An 18457-nucleotide genomic window follows, 5' to 3' on the forward strand; every position below is an offset into this window, starting at 1 on the left:
AACCGCCCTTCCCTCGCCGCAGGCGATAGGAAGGGCGGTCTTTTGTCATGAGTTGTATCCGTAATGGCTAAGCGAGCGAGGATTCACTGGCAGCAGCGCTGGGACCATGCATCTTGTATCCGACATTACGGACGGTCATAATGTATTCCGGCGAACGGGCATTCTTCTCCAGCTTGTCGCGAAGATGGCTAATATGAACATCGACGATTCTTGTATCGCCGAGGAAGTGGTAGTCCCATACGCCATGCAGCAGCTGCTGGCGGCTGAGCACCTTGCCCTTGTGTCTGGACAGGAACAGCAGCAGCTCGAATTCCTTCGGAGTCAGATCAATTAGCTTCCCGTCCAAAAACACTTCGCGCTGATCAACATGAACGGACAGTCTGCCAATGGAGATCATCGTCTCGTCAGATGATCCCGGCAGCGTCTGCAATCGGCGGAATATAGCACCGATCCGTGAGATCAATTCCTGGGGACTGAACGGCTTGGTCATATAATCGTCGGCACCGTTATCGAGCCCTGTAATTTTGTCGGTCACGTCCTGCAGAGCGGTCAACATGATGATCGGAACGCCGTTGTTCTGTTTTCGCAATTCTCGGCACACCTGAATTCCATCCATCTTGGGCAGCATAAGGTCGAGAACGATCAGATCAGGGCGGAACGGCTTAAGCATATCGAATACGGCTTCGCCGTCGCTCACGCATCGAACTTCGTAACCCGCGAGCTTTAAATTGAATTCGATTAACATGGAGATGGAAGGTTCGTCATCCACGACCAGTATCTTTTTTCGCATCAATTTATCTCCTTTGCCTCCTAGTATAAGGTATAGTATGAAGGGAGACGTTTTGCACTAGATTAACCGTGCGTAAAGTGAATGTAAAATTATAGCGTTCTTAAAGGTGGGAAAAGACAGCAATGGCCTTTCATATTGTGCTTGTCGAGCCGGAAATTCCGGCCAACACAGGCAATATTTCGAGAACATGCGCAGCAACAGGCACACATCTCCATCTGGTTCGCCCTCTGGGCTTCGATACGGATGATAAGACGCTCAAGAGAGCGGGGCTCGACTATTGGCATTCCGTTAACATTCATTATCATGACAGCTTCCAGGAAGTCAGGGAGCTCTTCCCGGATACCCGCTTCTTCTTCGCGAGCACTAGAGCCACCAAGGTTTATTCGGAATTCGACTACCGGGATGGTGATTTCTTCGTATTCGGCCGGGAGACAAAGGGGCTGCCTCAGGAACTGATTGACGCGAATTTGGATACATGCATCCGCATGCCTATGACGGATAATGTCCGTTCGCTCAATCTTTCTAACTCTGCAGCAATTGTCGTTTATGAGGCTTTCAGGCAGATAGAATTTCTAGGACTTAGATAGTTGCCTGAATTTTAGAAATTAATTTTTCGGGAAGGAAAACATGAGGGTATGTCGAACTAATAATATTGCAAAGGTTTCTCAAGCTACTTACAAAATAGACACAAAAGAGGTGAATATGATGAAACCAGCAGGCGTTGTTAGAAAGGTAGACCAGCTTGGACGCATTGTTCTTCCGAAATCGTTGCGCAAACGCTATTTGATGAACGAGGGGGATCCCGTTGAAATATTTGTTCAAGGCGATCACATCATTCTAGAGCGTTACCGTCCGAAATGCGTATTCTGCGGTTCCATGAACGAGGTTCGTGAGTTCAAGGAGCGCTATGTGTGCGGAGAATGTATGGAAGAAATGGGATATTTGAAGCGCTAGTCGTTGCAGCGGGCCGAACGCTGCAGGCGATTCTGCCGCTGAATGACGAAATGAAGCTTCCTGCCTTAAGCGATTGCTTAGGGTGGAAGCTTCATTTGTTTCTAAATGGCGCATAGTATCGAATGATACGAATGTGTGCTGCTTACAGACCTTTAGTCTTATCGTCGTTGTAAGAGCTGGTCAGAATGGCGGTAATGAACAGGATAAACACGGTCATTACGATCAAAAAGTTCATGTTTTCGACACCTCCAATTAGCTAGCTTTATTATAACCAACATGTTTCAAAAAGAAAACTTTAAATGTTGTGAACACATTGTTAACATAAAGGATATGAGTAGTAGAAGATGGACTTCGGCGCGAAGCTCCGTATGCAAGCTACATCCATAGACTATGTTTGAAGGGGCGAGGGGAATGGAATACCGTTTTTCATCCAGAGTGTCGCAGCTGAAATCATCGGCTGTACGTGACATTCTGAAGCTGACGCAAGGCAAAGACATGATTTCGTTCGCAGGCGGTCTGCCAGCCGAGGAGCTGTTCCCGGTACAGGCTGTGCGCGAAGCGGCCGGACGTGTGCTTGATAAAGGAACCGGTGCGCTGCAATACGGGTTGACGGAGGGATTTCTTCCTCTTAGGGAGCAGCTATGCGAGAGGATGGCTGCCAAGGGCATGGTTGTGACCCCGGAGGAGATGATTCTCACGACTGGCTCGCAGCAAGCGATTGACTTGCTCGTAGGCGTGTTGACCGAGCCGGGGGACACGATTCTGGTCGAACGGCCGACTTACTTGGCTTGCTTGCAGGTATTCGCCCTTCATGGTCTCAACGTTGTATCGGCGGAGAGTGACGAGTTCGGCATGGTGCCGGAATCGGCGGAAGAGCTGATTCGCAAGCATAAGCCGAAGCTGTTGTACGCTGTTCCAACCTTCGGCAATCCGACAGGCCGTGTCTGGAGCCAGGAGCGCCGCAAGCGGATGCTGGAGCTGGTCAAGCAATATGACATGCTTATTATTGAAGATGATCCTTATGGCGACATTAAGTTTAATGAAGAGGAGTATCCTTCCCTGTTCGCAATGGCGGGCAGTGCCCAGGATAATCCCGTCCTGTATACGAGCACATTCTCCAAGACGGTAGCGCCGGCGCTCCGTACCGGATGGGCAATCGGCGACAGCCGTGTAATCCGGATGGTGGAGAAGGCGAAGCAAGCGGCGGATCTTCAGTCGAGTACGATGGATCAGCAAATCTTGAGTCAGCTCTTGAGCGGCTTTGATCTGGATGTTCATATTGCATTGATCTCCAAGGAATATGGGACCCGGATGAATGAGATGGACGCGCTGCTAAGACGTGAAGCGCTGCCTGGCCTAAACTGGGTGAAACCTCAAGGCGGTATGTTCCTGTGGGTCGAATTGCCGGAGGGGCTCGATGCGGAGGCACTGCTCAGGTGCGCTGTGCAGAAAGGCGTAGCCTTCGTGCCGGGAAGCTCCTTCTATGCTGATCAGCCGAAGCGCAATACCGCTCGACTGAACTATACGTATACTAAAGACGAGCGCACGGTGCAAGGCGTGGCCCGCCTGGTTGAAGCCATCGGGGAGTTTACAGTTCGCAGCTAGCAATCCAGTCCGCGATAACTTCCCTGTATAGATCAAGCGCCTCTACGCCCTGCGGAAGCAGGGCGTATTTGCCGCGTTCGACACGCTGGAACCAGCCGTAATAATTGCTGCGAAGCATATCTCCGCTTTTGCCGATACCGGTGGCCGCAACAAGCTCGCGTGGCGCAGAGGGTCCCTTTTGATGCAGGACATAAGCGCATTTGAGCGCCTTCTCGCGATAAGCGGTCACGAGCTTCCTGCCGGTGCTGCCGCCGACATTATAGTCGCCGCTGCGCTCTCTGAATTCCATTAGCAGCCTGCTCCGCTTGCGATGGCGCGCACCGCGGACGGGAGGTTCCCCTGGCTCGCATAATACGTCGATGACCGGCGCTTTGGTTTTGTAGAACGTAACGGTCATCAGTCCAAGACCCAACATCCGGCACAGCTCAGTCAAATCGCCAAAGCGTTGATTATGAGCGCCGCTTTTCTTGCGGTTCCGTTCTACAGCGAGCACCACATCTCCATTAAGCCGAAGACGTTCGATCCCTTGCAGCAGCAAGGCGAGATTGAACGTTTTTTTCATTTCCACAATAACGGTCTCGTCCCGCTCTGGATGTACCGCGACCAGGTCGCAGTGCATCACCTCCGCTTTGACGGTATAACCCCGCTGCTCATAGAAGCGTTTGATCGGGACGTACATTTCTTCTTCCAATTGAACAGCCAACCCTCATTCTCCTCTCCATGGACGTGGCTTAGCTCTGGTTCACCTATTATACCAAAGGACATGGGGCGCTTGTCGATATTTGCGGGAAGGCAGTATAAAATAGTGGTCAATTTCCGCTTGGAATAAGCATAGGTATGTAATACTTCAAAAAAATGATGGCCTTAAGGTTAGCGCATGGTATGAATCCCGAGCGGAGAGGAAATAGCGTATTAGCGGAAGCGATGGGAGGAGGCACGGCATGGACATTTTCAAGCGAATATCGGAATATCAGGCAGAAGGCGAAAGATTGGCGTGGACAGGAAACTTCAAGGAATTCATCGAGCTGCTGAGGAAGGATCCCACCCCGGCCATGACCGCACATGCACGCGTGTACGAGATGATCGAATCCTATGGGGTCGAGGAAGCTGGCGGGCGAAAAACGTATAAGTTTTTCGAACAGGAAATATTCGGCCTGGACCGGGCTGTGGAGAAGCTGGTGGAGGAATACTTTCACTCAGCCGCCCGGAGGCTGGATGTCCGTAAGCGGATCCTGCTGCTGATGGGCCCGGTCAGCGGAGGCAAATCGACGATTGTCACGATGCTGAAGAAAGGACTCGAGCGTTTCTCCCGTACGCAGAAAGGCGCCGTTTATTCGATTAAAGGCTGTCCGATGCATGAGGACCCTCTTCATCTCATTCCCCATGAATTAAGACCCGAGATTGAGAAGGAGCTGAATGTCAGAATAGAAGGCAATCTGTGCCCTTCCTGTCAGATGAGATTGAACACGGAATATGATGGGCGGATTGAAAGCGTGCTGGTGGAGCGCGTCTTTATCTCCGAGGATAACCGGGTGGGCATCGGAACGTTCAGTCCTTCTGATCCGAAGTCGCAGGATATTGCCGATTTGACCGGAAGCATTGATTTCTCTACCATTACCGAATTCGGCTCGGAGTCGGACCCGAGGGCTTATCGATTCGACGGAGAGCTGAACAAAGCGAACCGGGGATTGATGGAATTCCAGGAGATGCTGAAATGCGATGAGAAGTTCCTGTGGAACCTGCTGTCGCTAACCCAAGAGGGCAACTTCAAGGCGGGGCGGTTCGCGCTCATTAGCGCTGACGAATTGATCGTCGCGCATACGAATGAATCCGAGTACAAATCGTTTATCGCCAACAAGAAAAACGAAGCGCTCCAATCGCGGATGATCGTCATGCCGATTCCATATAATCTGAAGGTATCGGAAGAAGAAAAAATTTATACGAAGCTAATCTCACAGAGCGACATGCGCCATATTCATATTGCCCCTCATGCGCTCAAATCGGCAGCTATCTTCTCCATTCTGACGCGGCTTAAGGAAACAAAGAAGCAAGGGATGGATCTCGTTAAGAAGATGCGCATGTATGACGGCCAGGAAGTGGAAGGCTTCAAGGAAGCTGACCTGAAAGAGATGCAGAACGAATATATGGAAGAGGGCATGTCAGGTATTGATCCTCGTTATGTCATTAACCGTATATCGAGCGCGCTGATCAAGCAGGATATGCAATGCATCAATGCGCTGGATGTGCTTCGAGCTCTCAAGGATGGACTGGATCAGCATCCGTCGATTACGAAGGAGGAGCGCGAGCGGTACTTGAATTTCATCTCTATTGCGCGTAAGGAATACGACGGTCTTGCGAAGAAAGAAATCCAGAAGGCCTTTGTCTATTCCTTCGAGGAATCGGCTCGCACACTGTTCGAGAATTATCTGGACAATATTGAAGCGTATTGCAATTGGGCCAAGATCAAAGACCCGCTAACGGGAGAAGAGATGGACCCGGACGAGAGGCTGATGCGATCCATAGAGGAACAAATCGGCGTATCGGAAAATGCAAAGAAAGCGTTCCGCGAAGAAATCCTGATTCGGATATCATCCTACTCGCGCAAAGGCAAAAAATTCGACTTCACCAGCCATGAGCGTCTGAGAGAAGCAGTGGAGAAAAAGCTTTTTACCGATCTGAAGGATATCGTGAAAATTACAACCTCGACCAAGACGCCGGATGAGAGCCAGCTCAAACGGATTAATGAAGTGACGAAGCGGCTCATTGACGAGCATCTTTATTGCCCGGTATGCGCAAATGAGTTGCTCCGGTATGTAGGCAGTCTGCTGAACCGCTAATGGTGAGAAGAACCTTTGTCACGGCGACAAAGGTTCTTCTTATTTCCATTATATCCACTCCCTGTGCGTTGACGCGCCTGCGGGGAAGGGATTATAGTTTTCTTATTACTGTCATACCTGCAGGGGTATTGTGATTAAACTTGTCCATTTTGTCGTAATGAATCCAGGTAGTATTCATCCTTAATGGAAAAGGGGCGCGTCCATGAAAGAAATGATGCCGTATGAAGTAGAGCAGCTGCTCAGGCATAAGCCGGTAATTGTGGATGTCCGGGAGCTGTCGGAGTGGATGACGAACGGACATATCCCAGGAGCGATTCATATTCCGCTTGGACAACTTGAGGAGAAGGCTGCGGAGCTTGACCGAACCGCAGATATCATCGTGGTGTGCAGAAGCGGCAGCAGAAGCGGGACTGCCTGCGAATGGCTGCAGGCCTCCGGTTATCGGGTCTATAATATGAAGGGCGGCATGTCTTCCTGGTTTTGGGACAAGGCCTATGGATAACAAGCGCGACTCTATCATTTGAATCCGAAAAAAGATTATGGGAAATTGCGGAATAGTCGATATATAATAGATACTAGACATTCAACTATAACCGCTAAGGAGTCGTGCGCATTGATTAACGTAACTGCAGAACGTCGGAAGCAACTGGACTATACGGGAATTGGGGAGCATGACTTGCAATTGCTTAACGATTGCAGACCGATATTCCAGCAGGTCGTGGAAGAGGTTGTAACTCGCTTCTATGATAAGATCGGACAGCAGCCGGAATTACTGGCACTAATCTCGAAAGTGAGCACGGTAGAGAGATTGAAAGAAACACAACGCGTATACTGGATGTCGCTCACCGATGGTGTCATCGATTCCGACTTTATTGATAACCGTATCAGAATCGGCGCCGTTCACTCCAGAATTGGATTAACGACGGACTGGTATCTGGGATCGTATATGACTTATCTGGATATCGCGACGGATGTGCTGAAGCGTACCATGCCTGAACGCTGGCAGCTTGTTGTGCATGCGCTTTCGAAAATGTTCAATTTGGATTCCCAGTTTGTCCTGGAGGCCTATAACCTGCATGAGCAGTATCGGATTCAGAAGCTTGCGGATTCCCGCTCGCATATGCTGACAACGGTGACCAGCGCTGTTCAGGAATTGGTTAGCTTAATGGTAGAGCTGGACGAAGGGGCGCAAATCATTGCGGCTACCGCAATATCAACCTCGCAGTCACAGGATAAGACGCATACGTTGCTGGGAGAACTGCGTTCAGAGCTGGATGGTATTCATGAGATGGGCAGCCTCATTCGCGGTTTGTCCGATCAGACGCATCTGCTTGGTCTCAATGCTGCCATCGAAGCGGCCAGAGCAGGAGAGAACGGCAGAGGTTTCGAGGTTGTAGCGAATGAGGTCCGGAAGCTGGCTGCCTCCTCGCGCGGAGCTATGGAGGGCATCACGTCCAAGCTGGAAGAGATCGAGAGGAAGCTAAGCGAAGTGCGCCGTGAATCAGAGCAGACATCGGTGGAGGCGCGCAATCAGGCCGGACGCTCGCAAGAGCTGGCTTCCTTCGTTCAGATGGTAGAGAAAGTAACCAAAGATTTGCAGCAGTTGAATCAATCAGATGACGAATAAGGAAAGTTAAGGAGCGCTCATAGCAGTGCTTCTTTTTTAATTGTTCCGGTGAAAGGCGTATACAGAGGGGCATAGGAGCGCAGGCGCTCAAGGTTGCTACGGATGTATGCCAGACGTAGGAATAAGTGCTGAGATATGTATATTTAAGTAGCCTTCGTACATGTTAAGAGCATACACGGAGGTGCTTGAAGATGAGGATGCATATCAGAACTTCGCTATCGATTGTCATTGTAACAAGTGCGCTAGTTATGACTGGCGGCTGTGGGAATGAGCCTGACGATTATACGAATCGTGATCGGCAGATCAGGCAGAATGCGATTAAGCCGCTTAACCGGATTTCATCCGATGGGAAGGCTATACCGGATGACCATACAGGAAGACCGGCTGGAGAAGTGAATACCAATCCAAACAGAATTAATCACGACCAGCTTGCCCATATAGCAGAGAACGTGCCTGGTGTCAAGACTGCAATTGCTGTCATGAACGACACCGATGTGCTGGTTGGTCTTGAGACCGATCATAACACCGGCAATAAAAGAATAATTGAGAAGCGGGTCATGTCTGCGTTAACTTGGCAATATCCGGAGTACCGCTACCATATTACGGCCAGTGACGAGCTGCGCGAGCGCATCAAATCGGTAAGCGCGAGACAGAACAAAGGTTACCGGGCTTACATGCGGAATCAGGATATCGGCATATTGGCGGATGCCATCGATGTATCTTCCATTCGCCCTTAATTAGCCGGGAAGGAATAGAGAAGCCTTCAAGGGCTCGCGAGATCGCGATTCTTGAAGGCTTCTCCATATGTTATCTAGATTATGTGCGATCGCGGTCGCGGCTTCTCATGCCGGCAAGTCCGAGCAAGCCTAGCAGACCGAGCCAGCCCCAGCTAAATCCGCGGTTGGCATTCGTTGTTGTGTTTGCTGTCGCTCTGTAGTTATTGCGATTCATGTTCGCATTGTTGCGATTGTAGTTGTTGTTGGCATTGTTGGTGGTGTAAGCATTGTTGTCGCGTACGCCAAGTGCACGATTTGCACCATTCTCCATGCCTGTAACGGTACGATTCACACCGTTTTCTACGCCGGTTATTGCACGGTTCATGCCATTTTCCATGCCGTTAATGGTGCGGTTTACTCCATTCCCTACATTGGTAGTGGCACGGTTCAGATTATTCGTCACGGTGTTGCCATTCGGATAAGCTGTTGGTGACGGGGCTACCGACATCGAACCGTTTGGTTCGACCATGCTGGCGCGGTTAGCGTCGGCTGTTGGAACCGTGAAGACCATGGTGAAGCATGCGAACATAATGGCGAATAATCCTGCTTTTTTCATTAGCTGTGAACATCCCTTTCTTTAATGAATTAGCTTTCCGGCTTATGATCGTCCGTATTGGACTTTCGTATGCAAGCCATTGGCTAGATCAGGGATGGTAAGTAACGGGGACACGCCTTAGACGAACTTTCTGCTCGTTTTTTTCCCGTCACAGCTAAATACTAATTTCTTATCCTCGACGATGGTTTCCAGATGCACGTTTTTTCCCCAGAGCTGAACGACGTAAGGCAGTGTCCGCTCCACATATTTCAGGTCAAGCTCCGTTCCTTCATATTGATGAATGAGATACAATTCCCCTACTCGGTTGAAGTCGCCATCCTTTACGAACAAGCTGGGAAATCCCCCATTTACCTTGGAGTAAACGAGCTGATCCCGAATGTTCTCCCACGACTTGTCGGTAATTTTCCACTCAGGTCCTTTCTTCTCGAATATATACAAATCCAGATCGTCGACCAGATTTTTGGTCAAATAATTGCGCAGGAAGGAAATATCGGAATCGAATTCCCTTACCTCGAATATCTTCTCGCGTCCCTTGCCGGGCACGCGTCCGAATCGCTCCTGCTCCTCTTTTGTTGGGTTGTCCCAGCGGCGTTCAATATCTTCGAAAACTTTCAGCCCCAAATAATACGGATTCAGGCTGTGTCGGGACGGTACGACGACCGAGGAATTCAGCTTGGCGAATTCAATGGTTTCGTCGCTTGTCAGATCCATCTCCCGAATGATACGCTGATGCCAATACGAAGCCCAGCCTTCGTTCATGATTTTGGTCTCGATTTGCGGCCAGAAGTATAGCATCTCATCGCGCAGCATCGTCAGGATGTCCCGCTGCCAGTCCTCCAGAATGGGGGAATATTCTTCGATGAACCATATGATGTCCTTCTCCGGCTTAGGTGGGAAGCGTCTCGCTTCTGCTGCCAGTTCCTCGGCTACCGCTTTAGCTTCTGCGACAGCTTCGGTATCCAAATTCCACAATTCCTCGTAGGCGTTCGGTTGGGCGGGTCCAGCGGAACGTTCCTGTTCCTTTTGGCTCATCTCAATGTATCGTTTCTTATCCAACTGATAGGGTTTAATTAAAGTGGGATCTACATGTTCCTGAATGGCGAGGATGGCATCAATAAATTTCTCGACAGCTTCGGAGCCGTATTGCAGCTCGTACTGGTGAATCCGATCGGCTGTAGCCGACATGCTCTCCACCATGTTGCGGTTCGACACGCCGAAGCGGGCGTTATTTTTGAAGAAATCGCAGTGAGCTAAGACGTGAGCAACAATTAATTTGTTCTGAATGAGGGAATTGCCTTCCAGCAGAAAGGCGTAGCACGGGTTAGAGTTGATGACGAGCTCGTAAATTTTGCTAAGCCCGAAATCATATTGCATCTTCATCTTATTGAATGTCTTCCCGAAGCTCCAATGGCTGAAGCGGGTAGGCATGCCGTAAGCGCCGAACGTATAGATAATGTCCGCGGGGCAGATCTCGTATCGCATCTGGTAGAAATCCAGGCCGAAGCCCTGCGCGATCTCCGTTATCTCATCGATGGCTCGCTCCAGTTCGCGAATCTCATCCTGATTCATCTCTCATCCCTCCAGGTGGGTGTATAAAACACGGTTCATACCATATGTATGAATGGAGAGGGACGGTTATGTGGAGGATAGACGATTTGGCCTGTACAGGTAAGCAGAGTATTAGTCGTTTTTATCGCTGTTTTTCATATCGTACATGGAGTGGTCGGCATCGGTGATCAGTTCGCGCAGTGTCGAGCCTCCGCCTTGCTTGGAGCTCATGCCGACGCTGGCATAGATATAGACGAGCTGGCCGCCGATCAGGTAGGGCTGCTTGAGCGAAAGCTTGATTTTGTCTGCGATAATGGCCAGATCGCTATCATCCGCAAGATGCTGGAAGCAGATCAGAAATTCATCGCCGCCATACCGAATGAGAACATCGGAGCGGCGCACGCTCGCCCGAAGCCTTGACGCTATCTCTTGCAGCAGGAAATCGCCTGTGTCATGCCCATAGCGGTCATTCACTTCCTTGAAATCATCGATATCAATAAAGAGGACGCTATACAGCTTGTCCGAGCCATTGTTGCACAGATGGGTAAGATATCTGCGGTTATACAATCCTGTCAAACTGTCGGTTAGGCTGGCGTTCTCCAGTTCAATGATGTAACCAAGCAGCGAGGATAAGGATTGCAGCGAGTCCTGCTCGGCTTCTGACAGCTCGATAGGGGACTTGTCCAGCAAGCAGATGGAGCCGATAAGCGCAGAGGAATCGGCTTTATAGATCGAGACGGAGACCATAGAGCAGTCGCTGATAAAGGGTAAAGGGGCTGAGGCTGTCATTCGACTGTCGTCCATGACGCTCGGAATGTGATGAAATTGGGTGGTTTGTTGATGCGGCAGCGAGTTCGCCAGGATCGGCATAGCCGCTCCATAGGGTACAAGCTGCTGATCGCGGTTATAGACGCCAATAATGCGATTGGACAAGGTTCCGTCATTCGCGGTCACGCAGATCGTGTTGACCTTGGAGATATGCTTCAACGTTTGAATGATCCCTGCTGCTGCATCTTCGATTGAGCGGACATGGCTGCTCATAATCTCAACTCCTGCCTTGTAGTAAGGGCGATAGTCCTTGATTTCAGTAGCTTATCTAGTACTATAGTAGTCTAAACAATGGACGTCCTCAACCATTTTAGGAGCAAAGTAGGAATTTATCCCTAGAATATGGAATTAGTATCCCTCGAACCAACATACGGGATAGATCCATGCCATTTTTGGCCGGAAGGCTTTATAATAATAGATGTATATGGAAACTAAATAGGACATCATGGGATGGTGCCGGAGAGGACGTTTAGCAATGAGAACTGTTTTTTCTTATTTGAAACGATACCGGGTTGCGGCGATCGTTGCGCTGTCGCTTATGCTGACAGAACTTTTGATAGAGCTGTTCCAGCCCTATATTATGGCGAAAATGATTGATGAAGGCATTCAGATGCGCGATACGGAAGTAATCTTCCTGTGGGGCGGCATTCTGCTGCTGTGTTCTGTCTTGGCGTTTGCGGTCGGAATTTTAAGCTCCTTCTATGCCGCTCATGTCAGCCAGAGCTTTGGTTATGACCTGCGGGAGAAGCTGTACGAGAAGATCCAGTCCTTTTCCTTTGCCAACTTCAATAGCTTTCCCGAATCTTCCTTAATTACAAGGCTGACCAATGACATCATTCAATTGCAAAATACGGTATTTATGGGGCTGCGAATCATGCTGCGGGCTCCGCTCTTTATTGTAGGAAGCGTCATTATGGCGTTTGTCGTGAATCCGACGCTGGCGTTATGGTTCGCGGGAGCCATACCGTTTCTGGCTGTTTTTCTGTATCTGGTTATGAAAAGGGGGGAGAAGCTGTTCCGCTCCGTCCAGCAAAGGCTCGACCGGGTGAATGCCATTATGCAGCAAAATTTGATCGGCATGCGGCTGATTCGCGTATTCGTGCGTATGAAGCATGAGCGGGGCAGATTCGACAAGTCCAGCGGGGAATTGATGGACCGGACGGTTGCGGCGCTTCGGCTGACGGAGATGACAATGCCGATTATCCTTCTGGTCATGAACGCAGGCATTATCGCGGTGCTCTGGTTCGGGAGGGTACAACTCGAAGCGGGCAGCGCATCTGTTGGCGAGATTGTTGCCATTGTCAATTATGCGACGCGTACCGTAGGCGTCTTTTCTTTGATCTCGATGATTGTTGTGAATTTCTCCAAGGCAAAAGCTTCCTCGGAGCGAATTGAGGACGTACTGGTCACAGACGCAACGTTAAAGGATGGAGAAATTGCTTCTTCCCGTTCTCAAATGGAGGGAAGCATCTCGTTCCGGAATGTGACCTTCCGCTACCCGGACACAGAGGAGCCGATACTGAGCGATATCTCGTTCCGTGCCTTGCCTGGAGAGACGCTGGCGATTATGGGGGCTACGGGTTCTGGCAAGTCGACGCTGCTCCAGCTTATTCCCCGATTCTACGATACGGCTGAAGGCACCGTATGCATTGACGGACAAGATCATGAAAGGATGAAGATGGAGAACCTGCGCAGGGCGATCGGCTATGTGCCGCAAGACATTGTTTTGTTTTCGGGGACAGTAGCGGACAATATACGCTTTGGCAAGGATGACGCATCGATGGAGGAGATCATGGAAGCGGCCAAGTTGGCTCAAATCCATGAGACGATCATGCGGTTTCCCAATCAGTACGATACCGTGATCGGACAGATGGGCGTGAATTTGTCTGGAGGACAGAAGCAGAGACTGACGATTGCGAGGGCTCTTGTGCGGAAACCGGCCATTCTATTGCTGGACGATTGCACCAGCGCGCTGGATGTTCGGACGGAGGCGGCTTTGCTGGAAGCGCTCAAAGCGATGAATTGTACGACGCTCCTTGTGACACAGAAGGTAAGCTCGACCGCCAATGCGGACCGGATTTTGCTGCTTGACGAAGGTAAGCTGCTGGCGAGCGGCACCCATGAGCAGATGAAGCAAGAATCCGCGCTCTATATGAAAATTTGCCAGTCTCAATCCGGAAAGGCGGGTGCAGCGCATGCTTGAATCGTTAAAGGAGCCATTCCGTTATGATCCTCCGAAAACGCTGAGCGAAGGATCAGGCACTCGCGATACAGGTAAAAAGCGACCAGCGAAGGCCAAGGATGCTTCGGGAACACTGAAGCGGCTTTGGCGCTATCTGGCATCACATCGCATGAAGCTGGCGGCTGTATTCGTGATGATCGTGTTCAGCACGATATTGTCTTTGCTTGGCCCTTATTTGGCAGGAACAGCGATTGATAGATTTATAGAGGTGCAAAATACGGGCTTCGTCCCTTTCCTGATCGGCTTGGCAGTTGTCTATGGGCTTCACGCATGGACGATGTGGCTGCAAAATATATGGATGATAGGAGTAGCGCAGGAAACGGTTCGCGGGATGCGCCGGGATTTGTTCGCCCATCTGCACAAGCTGCCAATTCCGTTCTTCGCGAAGCGCCAGCATGGCGAATTGATGAGCCGCGTTACGAACGATATCGAAAATGTCAGCTCATCGCTGAACAGCTCGTTCATCCAGCTCGTATCGAGCATCTTGCTGCTGGTCGGCATTGTCGGCGTGATGCTGTCGCTTAGCCCGCTGCTTACGCTGCTTACCTTCATGGTCATTCCGCTTATGGTATTTGGCATGAAGTGGATTACGAGTCGTACAAGCCGCTTGTTCAAAGAACAGCAGCGCAATATCGGCGAACTTAACGGATTCGTAGAGGAAACCTTGTCTGGCCAGCGGATTATTAAAGCTTTTTCCCGAGAAGCCGTTGTCATTGAAGCCTTTAATGAGCGCAATAAACGAATACACATGTCCGGTTTCTGGGCGCAGGCGATCTCCGGTTTTATTCCGAAGCTGATGAACGGACTCAATAACTTGAGCTTTGCGTTAATCGTCGGAGTAGGCTCGCTTCTCGTCATTGGGGGGCATGGTGTTACAGTCGGTACGATATTGATATTCGCGGAGTTTTCACGTCAATTCACGCGCCCGCTGAACGATCTGGCCAATCAGTGGAATACGCTATTGTCCGCTATGGCGGGAGCCGAACGTGTTTTTCAAATTATGGACGAACCCGTGGAAGCGGCGGATGAGCGGGAGGCGGCTGCGCTGGGTACAATGAAGGGACGGGTGGAATTTCGCGACGTTTCCTTTGCGTATCAGGAAGGCCATCCGATTCTGCGACAGATCAGCTTCGATGCGGAGCCTGGTGAGACGGTCGCATTCGTAGGGCCGACGGGAGCGGGCAAATCTACGATTATCGGGCTGCTTTGCCGATTTTATGAGCCTTCGGCCGGTTCCATTCGGATTGACGGTCGGCCTGCAAGCGGCATACGGCGCGACAGCTTGCGCTCCCATATGGCCTTTGTCCTGCAAGATCCATTCTTGTTCGAAGGCACGATACGGGAAAATATACGTTACGGCAAGCTAGACGCTACTGACGAAGAAGTGGAGGAGGCTGCGAAGCTCGCTAACGCCCATTCCTTTATTATGAGAATGAGAGGCGGATATGGAGCAAAGCTGAAGCCGGATGGCGGCGGAATCAGTCAAGGCCAGAAGCAGCTTATTGCCATAGCGAGAGCCATACTGGCGGACCCGGCTATTCTCGTGCTAGACGAAGCGACCAGCAGTATCGATACGGTCACGGAAATAAAAATTCAAGAGGCGCTCCAGCGGTTAATGAATGGGAGAACCAGCTTTGTCATCGCCCATCGTCTCAATACGATTCAGACGGCGGACCGGATTATCGTCCTGCAGGACGGGGAAGTCACGGAGAGCGGCACGCATGATGACCTGCTGCTGCGGAACGGCTTCTACAGCAAGCTGGTTCATGGTCAGGTTGTGCTAACGTGAGAGCTGCTTTTATGGCAAATGAAACGTTTCTGATCCTTTGCAGTATTATGGGGTAACACAAGCTTCAAGGAGGCTATCATATGGAACGATCAGATCAAGAGGGACAAGCCCAAGATGGATATGCTCAAGAGCATCGGGAAGGTCTGGATTATCGGGAGCCGTCCGCTGCTGAGCAAGTCGAAGCGGAGCAATTAGAGGAGAAGGATATCCAGAAGTGGACCGGCAAAATCGGGGATTATAACCAGCAGGCGAAGTATGTGCAGGAGGGCTTCTGGGGCAAAGTGAAGCGCTATGCGTCCAAGGTTCCTTTTGCACGCGAAGTCGTGACGCTCTATTATTGCGCCACCGATCCGGCGACGCCGATGAAGGCCAAAGCAACGGCGATTGGCGCATTGGCGTATTGGATTCTGCCGATTGACCTCATTCCGGATTTTGTGCCCGTTGCGGGCTTTGCGGATGATGCGACAGCCGTCCTGCTTGCATACAAAGCGCTCAGCAGCCAAATTACGGACGAGCATCGGGAGAAAGCGGAGCAGTTTTTTGCGATCAACCGCGATTTCAAAGTGATTACACGCCCATAGCGGGGCGGTTCATTTCTGCAGCCGATGGGGCAACTGGCGCTTGTTATGGAGTCTTGCTTTACTGACCATAACTTAGCGACGGATCGCCAATATGCGAATGATATGAATACGACAAATGAAAAATATACGCGTATTACCCGGCTGCAGAACAATAAGTTATAAACATTAAAGGGCTATGGGCCAGCAAATTGATTTGCTGGCCCGTAGCCCTTAATTGTTTTACTTTTTATTAGAACAAGCTCCAATCCATTTCCTTCGAGAGCGTCTCCAGCAGATGAACGCCGGCAATGCTGTTGCCTTTCGGGTTCAGGGACGGACCAACGACACCGATGCCGTACCTCCCCGGCACCATCGACAGAATGCCGCCGGCTACGCCGCTCTTGGCCGGAAGTCCGACCTCGATGGCGAATTCGCCTGAGGCGTTGTACATGCCGCATGTGACCATAAACGTCTTGGCGATCTGCACGTAACGGCGGGGAACGAGATTTACGCCTGTTATCGGATCGGTACCGTTGTACGCAAGCACGAGCGCCATTCGAGCCAAGTCCGCACAGTTGACGCCGATGGAGCAATGACGGAAGTAGACATCCAGCACATCGTTCACGTTGCCTTTTAACACGCCGTTGTCTTTTAGAAAATAGGCCATGGAACGGTTCAAGTCCGCAGATTCGGCTTCCGAGTGATAGACAGCCATATCATAGGTGAGGGAGTCATTCCGTGCCAGCTTGCGGAAAAACTGCAGCGTACGCTCTGATTTTTCCTCAGAGCTGCCTCCCGCAATCAGGGAGGAGATGGCGATTGCTCCCGCATTGATTAACGGATTAAATGGAATGCCGGGTTGAACGAGCTCGAGCTTCAGCATGGAGTTGAAGTTGTCGCCGGTCGGCTCCATTCCTACTTTGTCGAACACAACATCCTCGCCATTGTCCATTAGCGCAAGGAGGAGGGTGAATACTTTTGATATGCTCTGCATGGTGAAGGTCAGGCTGCAATCACCGGCGGTGACAGAGCAGCCTTCCTGGTCGATGATATGAATGCCCAGCGCTTCTTGTGGCGCTTTGGACAATTCGGGTATGTAGGAAGCGACTTTTCCTTCCCGACACTGCTCTTTGCTGGATACCAGCCATAAAGGCAACTGCCGTTGCAGCAATTCAAGCTCTGATTCGTGATGATGTGCTTGTGACACCGGCCTCACTCCTTAGGTACGCTTTTTCTGAAATTATAATGGATGGGGGATCATGGATACAACAGCGGCATGGCTTGAAGCGGGAAGCCGTTATGGAGCTGTTGAAATCATTACGGTTTTGTGGACAGCATCCCATTGCACTTCGTTGCCAAAGGCGCTGCCGATAAAGCGCACAGGCACAAAAGTAGTTCCTTTGATGATAACTGGAGGAGCATCGAGCTTTTCTTTTACGCCATTAATAGAAGCGAAGTTTTCTCCCACCGTCAAAATAACCGTATTGCGATCCTTTGTAGCCGTAATGGTTTTAGTATTGGCGTCCACTTGATGCCATCCCCCGTATATCCGTTACCCCATGCCCACAGTGTTCCATCCGTGCGGATCGCCATTAAAATTTCTATTCTTTTCCTATTATATTGTGCAGGGCTTGTGCGGATTTACGTGTTTTATGAAATGGATTTTATTGAAAAACACTAGGGTGGTTCATGCAAGCAACTATCGGGTAAAGTTTTTTTATAAAAGTGCTTGACCAAATGAAATAGACTATGGTATATTCTAATTCCGGCCGAGAAATACGGCGGACGTCAACGACAAGCTGAAAAAGATTTTTAAAAAAGCTTGCACGATGACGGGATATATGATAGGATAACAAACGTTGTCACTGAAATTGATTGTTCTTTGAAAACTGAACAACGAGCGAAACTGCCCTGTTAATTCTAAGGAATTAATAGATAGAAGAAGAGCTCACATTGACCTTGGTCAGTGTGAAGAACTTCGAAGCAACAACGTTATTGAGCAAGTCAAACACTTTTATGGAGAGTTTGATCCTGGCTCAGGACGAACGCTGGCGGCGTGCCTAATACATGCAAGTCGAGCGGACTTGATGGAGTGCTTGCACTCCTGATGGTTAGCGGCGGACGGGTGAGTAACACGTAGGTAACCTGCCTGTAAGACTGGGATAACATTCGGAAACGAATGCTAATACCGGATACGCGAATCGGTCGCATGACTGATTCGGGAAAGACGGAGCAATCTGTCACTTACAGATGGACCTGCGGCGCATTAGCTAGTTGGTGAGGTAACGGCTCACCAAGGCGACGATGCGTAGCCGACCTGAGAGGGTGATCGGCCACACTGGGAC

The 18457-nt window shown here is 50.3% G+C and carries 17 protein-coding genes and 1 rRNA gene; 11 read left to right on the forward strand and 7 right to left on the reverse strand.

Annotation, left to right across the window (positions count from 1 at the left end):
• Positions 1–67: 67 nt before the first annotated feature.
• Positions 68–790 (reverse strand): response regulator, encoded by a 723-nt coding sequence (locus tag AC0YNW_RS26815; protein WP_387468809.1) that lies wholly within the window; start codon positions 788–790, stop codon positions 68–70.
• 122 nt (positions 791–912) lie between these two features.
• Between AC0YNW_RS26815 and trmL the strand changes: the two genes are divergently transcribed.
• From trmL to AC0YNW_RS26830, 3 genes are all read left to right on the forward strand, one after another.
• Entirely contained in the window at positions 913–1377 is a 465-nt protein-coding gene (gene trmL / locus AC0YNW_RS26820; protein ID WP_475834487.1) for a tRNA (uridine(34)/cytosine(34)/5-carboxymethylaminomethyluridine(34)-2'-O)-methyltransferase TrmL, read from the forward strand.
• A gap of 118 nt (positions 1378–1495) precedes the next feature.
• Complete coding sequence (locus tag AC0YNW_RS26825) at positions 1496–1744, forward strand: AbrB/MazE/SpoVT family DNA-binding domain-containing protein (RefSeq protein WP_116045976.1); 249 nt, start codon at positions 1496–1498, stop codon at positions 1742–1744.
• 411 nt (positions 1745–2155) lie between these two features.
• Positions 2156–3349, forward strand: coding sequence for an aminotransferase-like domain-containing protein (locus AC0YNW_RS26830; protein WP_475834488.1), 1194 nt, complete (start codon positions 2156–2158; stop codon positions 3347–3349).
• Here the strand turns inward: AC0YNW_RS26830 and AC0YNW_RS26835 are convergent.
• Entirely contained in the window at positions 3333–4052 is a 720-nt protein-coding gene (locus AC0YNW_RS26835) for a DUF2161 family putative PD-(D/E)XK-type phosphodiesterase (protein WP_387468803.1), read from the reverse strand. The genes AC0YNW_RS26830 and AC0YNW_RS26835 overlap by 17 nt on opposite strands.
• 238 nt (positions 4053–4290) lie before the next feature.
• Here AC0YNW_RS26835 and AC0YNW_RS26840 point away from each other — a divergent pair, with 238 nt between their 5' ends.
• The 4 genes from AC0YNW_RS26840 (at position 4291) to AC0YNW_RS26855 (ending at position 8550) form a co-directional block, all read left to right on the forward strand.
• The gene (locus tag AC0YNW_RS26840) at positions 4291–6186 is read left to right on the forward strand and encodes a PrkA family serine protein kinase (RefSeq protein WP_475834489.1); all 1896 of its coding nucleotides are present in this window, start codon (positions 4291–4293) and stop codon (positions 6184–6186) included.
• A 202-nt stretch (positions 6187–6388) separates the two neighbouring features.
• Positions 6389–6688, forward strand: coding sequence for a rhodanese-like domain-containing protein (locus tag AC0YNW_RS26845; protein ID WP_475834490.1), 300 nt, complete (start codon positions 6389–6391; stop codon positions 6686–6688).
• Positions 6689–6799: 111 nt separating this feature from the next.
• Positions 6800–7813: a protoglobin domain-containing protein gene (locus AC0YNW_RS26850; RefSeq protein WP_475834491.1), complete on the forward strand. Its 1014-nt coding sequence runs from the start codon at positions 6800–6802 to the stop codon at positions 7811–7813.
• A gap of 191 nt (positions 7814–8004) precedes the next feature.
• Entirely contained in the window at positions 8005–8550 is a 546-nt protein-coding gene (locus AC0YNW_RS26855; RefSeq protein ID WP_475834492.1) for a YhcN/YlaJ family sporulation lipoprotein, read from the forward strand.
• Between the two features lie 79 nt (positions 8551–8629).
• On the opposite strand, the gene AC0YNW_RS26860 is transcribed toward AC0YNW_RS26855, so the two are convergent.
• The 3 genes from AC0YNW_RS26860 to AC0YNW_RS26870 all read right to left on the reverse strand — a co-directional run bounded on the left by AC0YNW_RS26860 (position 8630) and on the right by AC0YNW_RS26870 (position 11734).
• Positions 8630–9145: a WGxxGxxG family protein gene (locus tag AC0YNW_RS26860; protein ID WP_475834493.1), complete on the reverse strand. Its 516-nt coding sequence runs from the start codon at positions 9143–9145 to the stop codon at positions 8630–8632.
• A gap of 117 nt (positions 9146–9262) precedes the next feature.
• Positions 9263–10714, reverse strand: a complete 1452-nt coding sequence (locus AC0YNW_RS26865; RefSeq protein ID WP_475834494.1) for a SpoVR family protein — start codon at positions 10712–10714, stop codon at positions 9263–9265.
• 111 nt (positions 10715–10825) lie between these two features.
• A complete protein-coding gene (locus AC0YNW_RS26870) occupies positions 10826–11734 on the reverse strand; it encodes a GGDEF domain-containing protein (RefSeq protein ID WP_475834495.1) in 909 nt (302 codons plus the stop codon).
• Positions 11735–11996: 262 nt separating this feature from the next.
• Between AC0YNW_RS26870 and AC0YNW_RS26875 the strand changes: the two genes are divergently transcribed.
• From AC0YNW_RS26875 to AC0YNW_RS26885, 3 genes are all read left to right on the forward strand, one after another.
• Entirely contained in the window at positions 11997–13724 is a 1728-nt protein-coding gene (locus AC0YNW_RS26875; protein WP_475834496.1) for an ABC transporter ATP-binding protein, read from the forward strand.
• Positions 13717–15552, forward strand: a complete 1836-nt coding sequence (locus AC0YNW_RS26880) for an ABC transporter ATP-binding protein (RefSeq protein WP_475834497.1) — start codon at positions 13717–13719, stop codon at positions 15550–15552. The genes AC0YNW_RS26875 and AC0YNW_RS26880 overlap by 8 nt, the downstream gene beginning before the upstream one ends.
• 80 nt (positions 15553–15632) lie before the next feature.
• Positions 15633–16133 carry a YkvA family protein gene (locus tag AC0YNW_RS26885; protein WP_475834498.1) on the forward strand — a complete coding sequence of 167 codons (501 nt, stop codon included), beginning with the start codon at positions 15633–15635 and terminating at the stop codon, positions 16131–16133.
• A gap of 229 nt (positions 16134–16362) precedes the next feature.
• Here AC0YNW_RS26885 and glsA read toward each other — a convergent pair whose 3' ends face one another.
• The gene (gene glsA / locus AC0YNW_RS26890) at positions 16363–17319 is read right to left on the reverse strand and encodes a glutaminase A (protein WP_475834499.1); all 957 of its coding nucleotides are present in this window, start codon (positions 17317–17319) and stop codon (positions 16363–16365) included.
• 90 nt (positions 17320–17409) lie between these two features.
• Positions 17410–17640: a copper amine oxidase N-terminal domain-containing protein gene (locus tag AC0YNW_RS26895; protein WP_475834500.1), complete on the reverse strand. Its 231-nt coding sequence runs from the start codon at positions 17638–17640 to the stop codon at positions 17410–17412.
• A 485-nt stretch (positions 17641–18125) separates the two neighbouring features.
• On the opposite strand from AC0YNW_RS26895, the gene AC0YNW_RS26900 reads away from it, so the two are divergent.
• Positions 18126–18457 (forward strand): 16S ribosomal RNA (locus AC0YNW_RS26900); the annotation flags it as partial.

The organism is Paenibacillus sp. J31R120 (assembly GCF_056269225.1).

Excerpts from the sequence above, each read along its gene's own strand:
- AC0YNW_RS26815 (WP_387468809.1), bottom strand. The coding sequence starts at position 790 with ATGCGAAAAAAGATACTGGTCGTGGATGACGAACCTTCCATCTCCATG.
- trmL (WP_475834487.1), top strand. The coding sequence starts at position 913 with ATGGCCTTTCATATTGTGCTTGTCGAGCCGGAAATTCCGGCCAACACA.
- AC0YNW_RS26825 (WP_116045976.1), top strand. The coding sequence starts at position 1,496 with ATGAAACCAGCAGGCGTTGTTAGAAAGGTAGACCAGCTTGGACGCATT.
- AC0YNW_RS26830 (WP_475834488.1), top strand. The coding sequence starts at position 2,156 with ATGGAATACCGTTTTTCATCCAGAGTGTCGCAGCTGAAATCATCGGCT.
- AC0YNW_RS26840 (WP_475834489.1), top strand. The coding sequence starts at position 4,291 with ATGGACATTTTCAAGCGAATATCGGAATATCAGGCAGAAGGCGAAAGA.
- AC0YNW_RS26845 (WP_475834490.1), top strand. The coding sequence starts at position 6,389 with ATGAAAGAAATGATGCCGTATGAAGTAGAGCAGCTGCTCAGGCATAAG.
- AC0YNW_RS26855 (WP_475834492.1), top strand. The coding sequence starts at position 8,005 with ATGAGGATGCATATCAGAACTTCGCTATCGATTGTCATTGTAACAAGT.
- AC0YNW_RS26860 (WP_475834493.1), bottom strand. The coding sequence starts at position 9,145 with ATGAAAAAAGCAGGATTATTCGCCATTATGTTCGCATGCTTCACCATG.
- AC0YNW_RS26865 (WP_475834494.1), bottom strand. The coding sequence starts at position 10,714 with ATGAATCAGGATGAGATTCGCGAACTGGAGCGAGCCATCGATGAGATA.
- AC0YNW_RS26870 (WP_475834495.1), bottom strand. The coding sequence starts at position 11,734 with ATGAGCAGCCATGTCCGCTCAATCGAAGATGCAGCAGCAGGGATCATT.
- AC0YNW_RS26875 (WP_475834496.1), top strand. The coding sequence starts at position 11,997 with ATGAGAACTGTTTTTTCTTATTTGAAACGATACCGGGTTGCGGCGATC.
- AC0YNW_RS26880 (WP_475834497.1), top strand. The coding sequence starts at position 13,717 with ATGCTTGAATCGTTAAAGGAGCCATTCCGTTATGATCCTCCGAAAACG.
- AC0YNW_RS26885 (WP_475834498.1), top strand. The coding sequence starts at position 15,633 with ATGGAACGATCAGATCAAGAGGGACAAGCCCAAGATGGATATGCTCAA.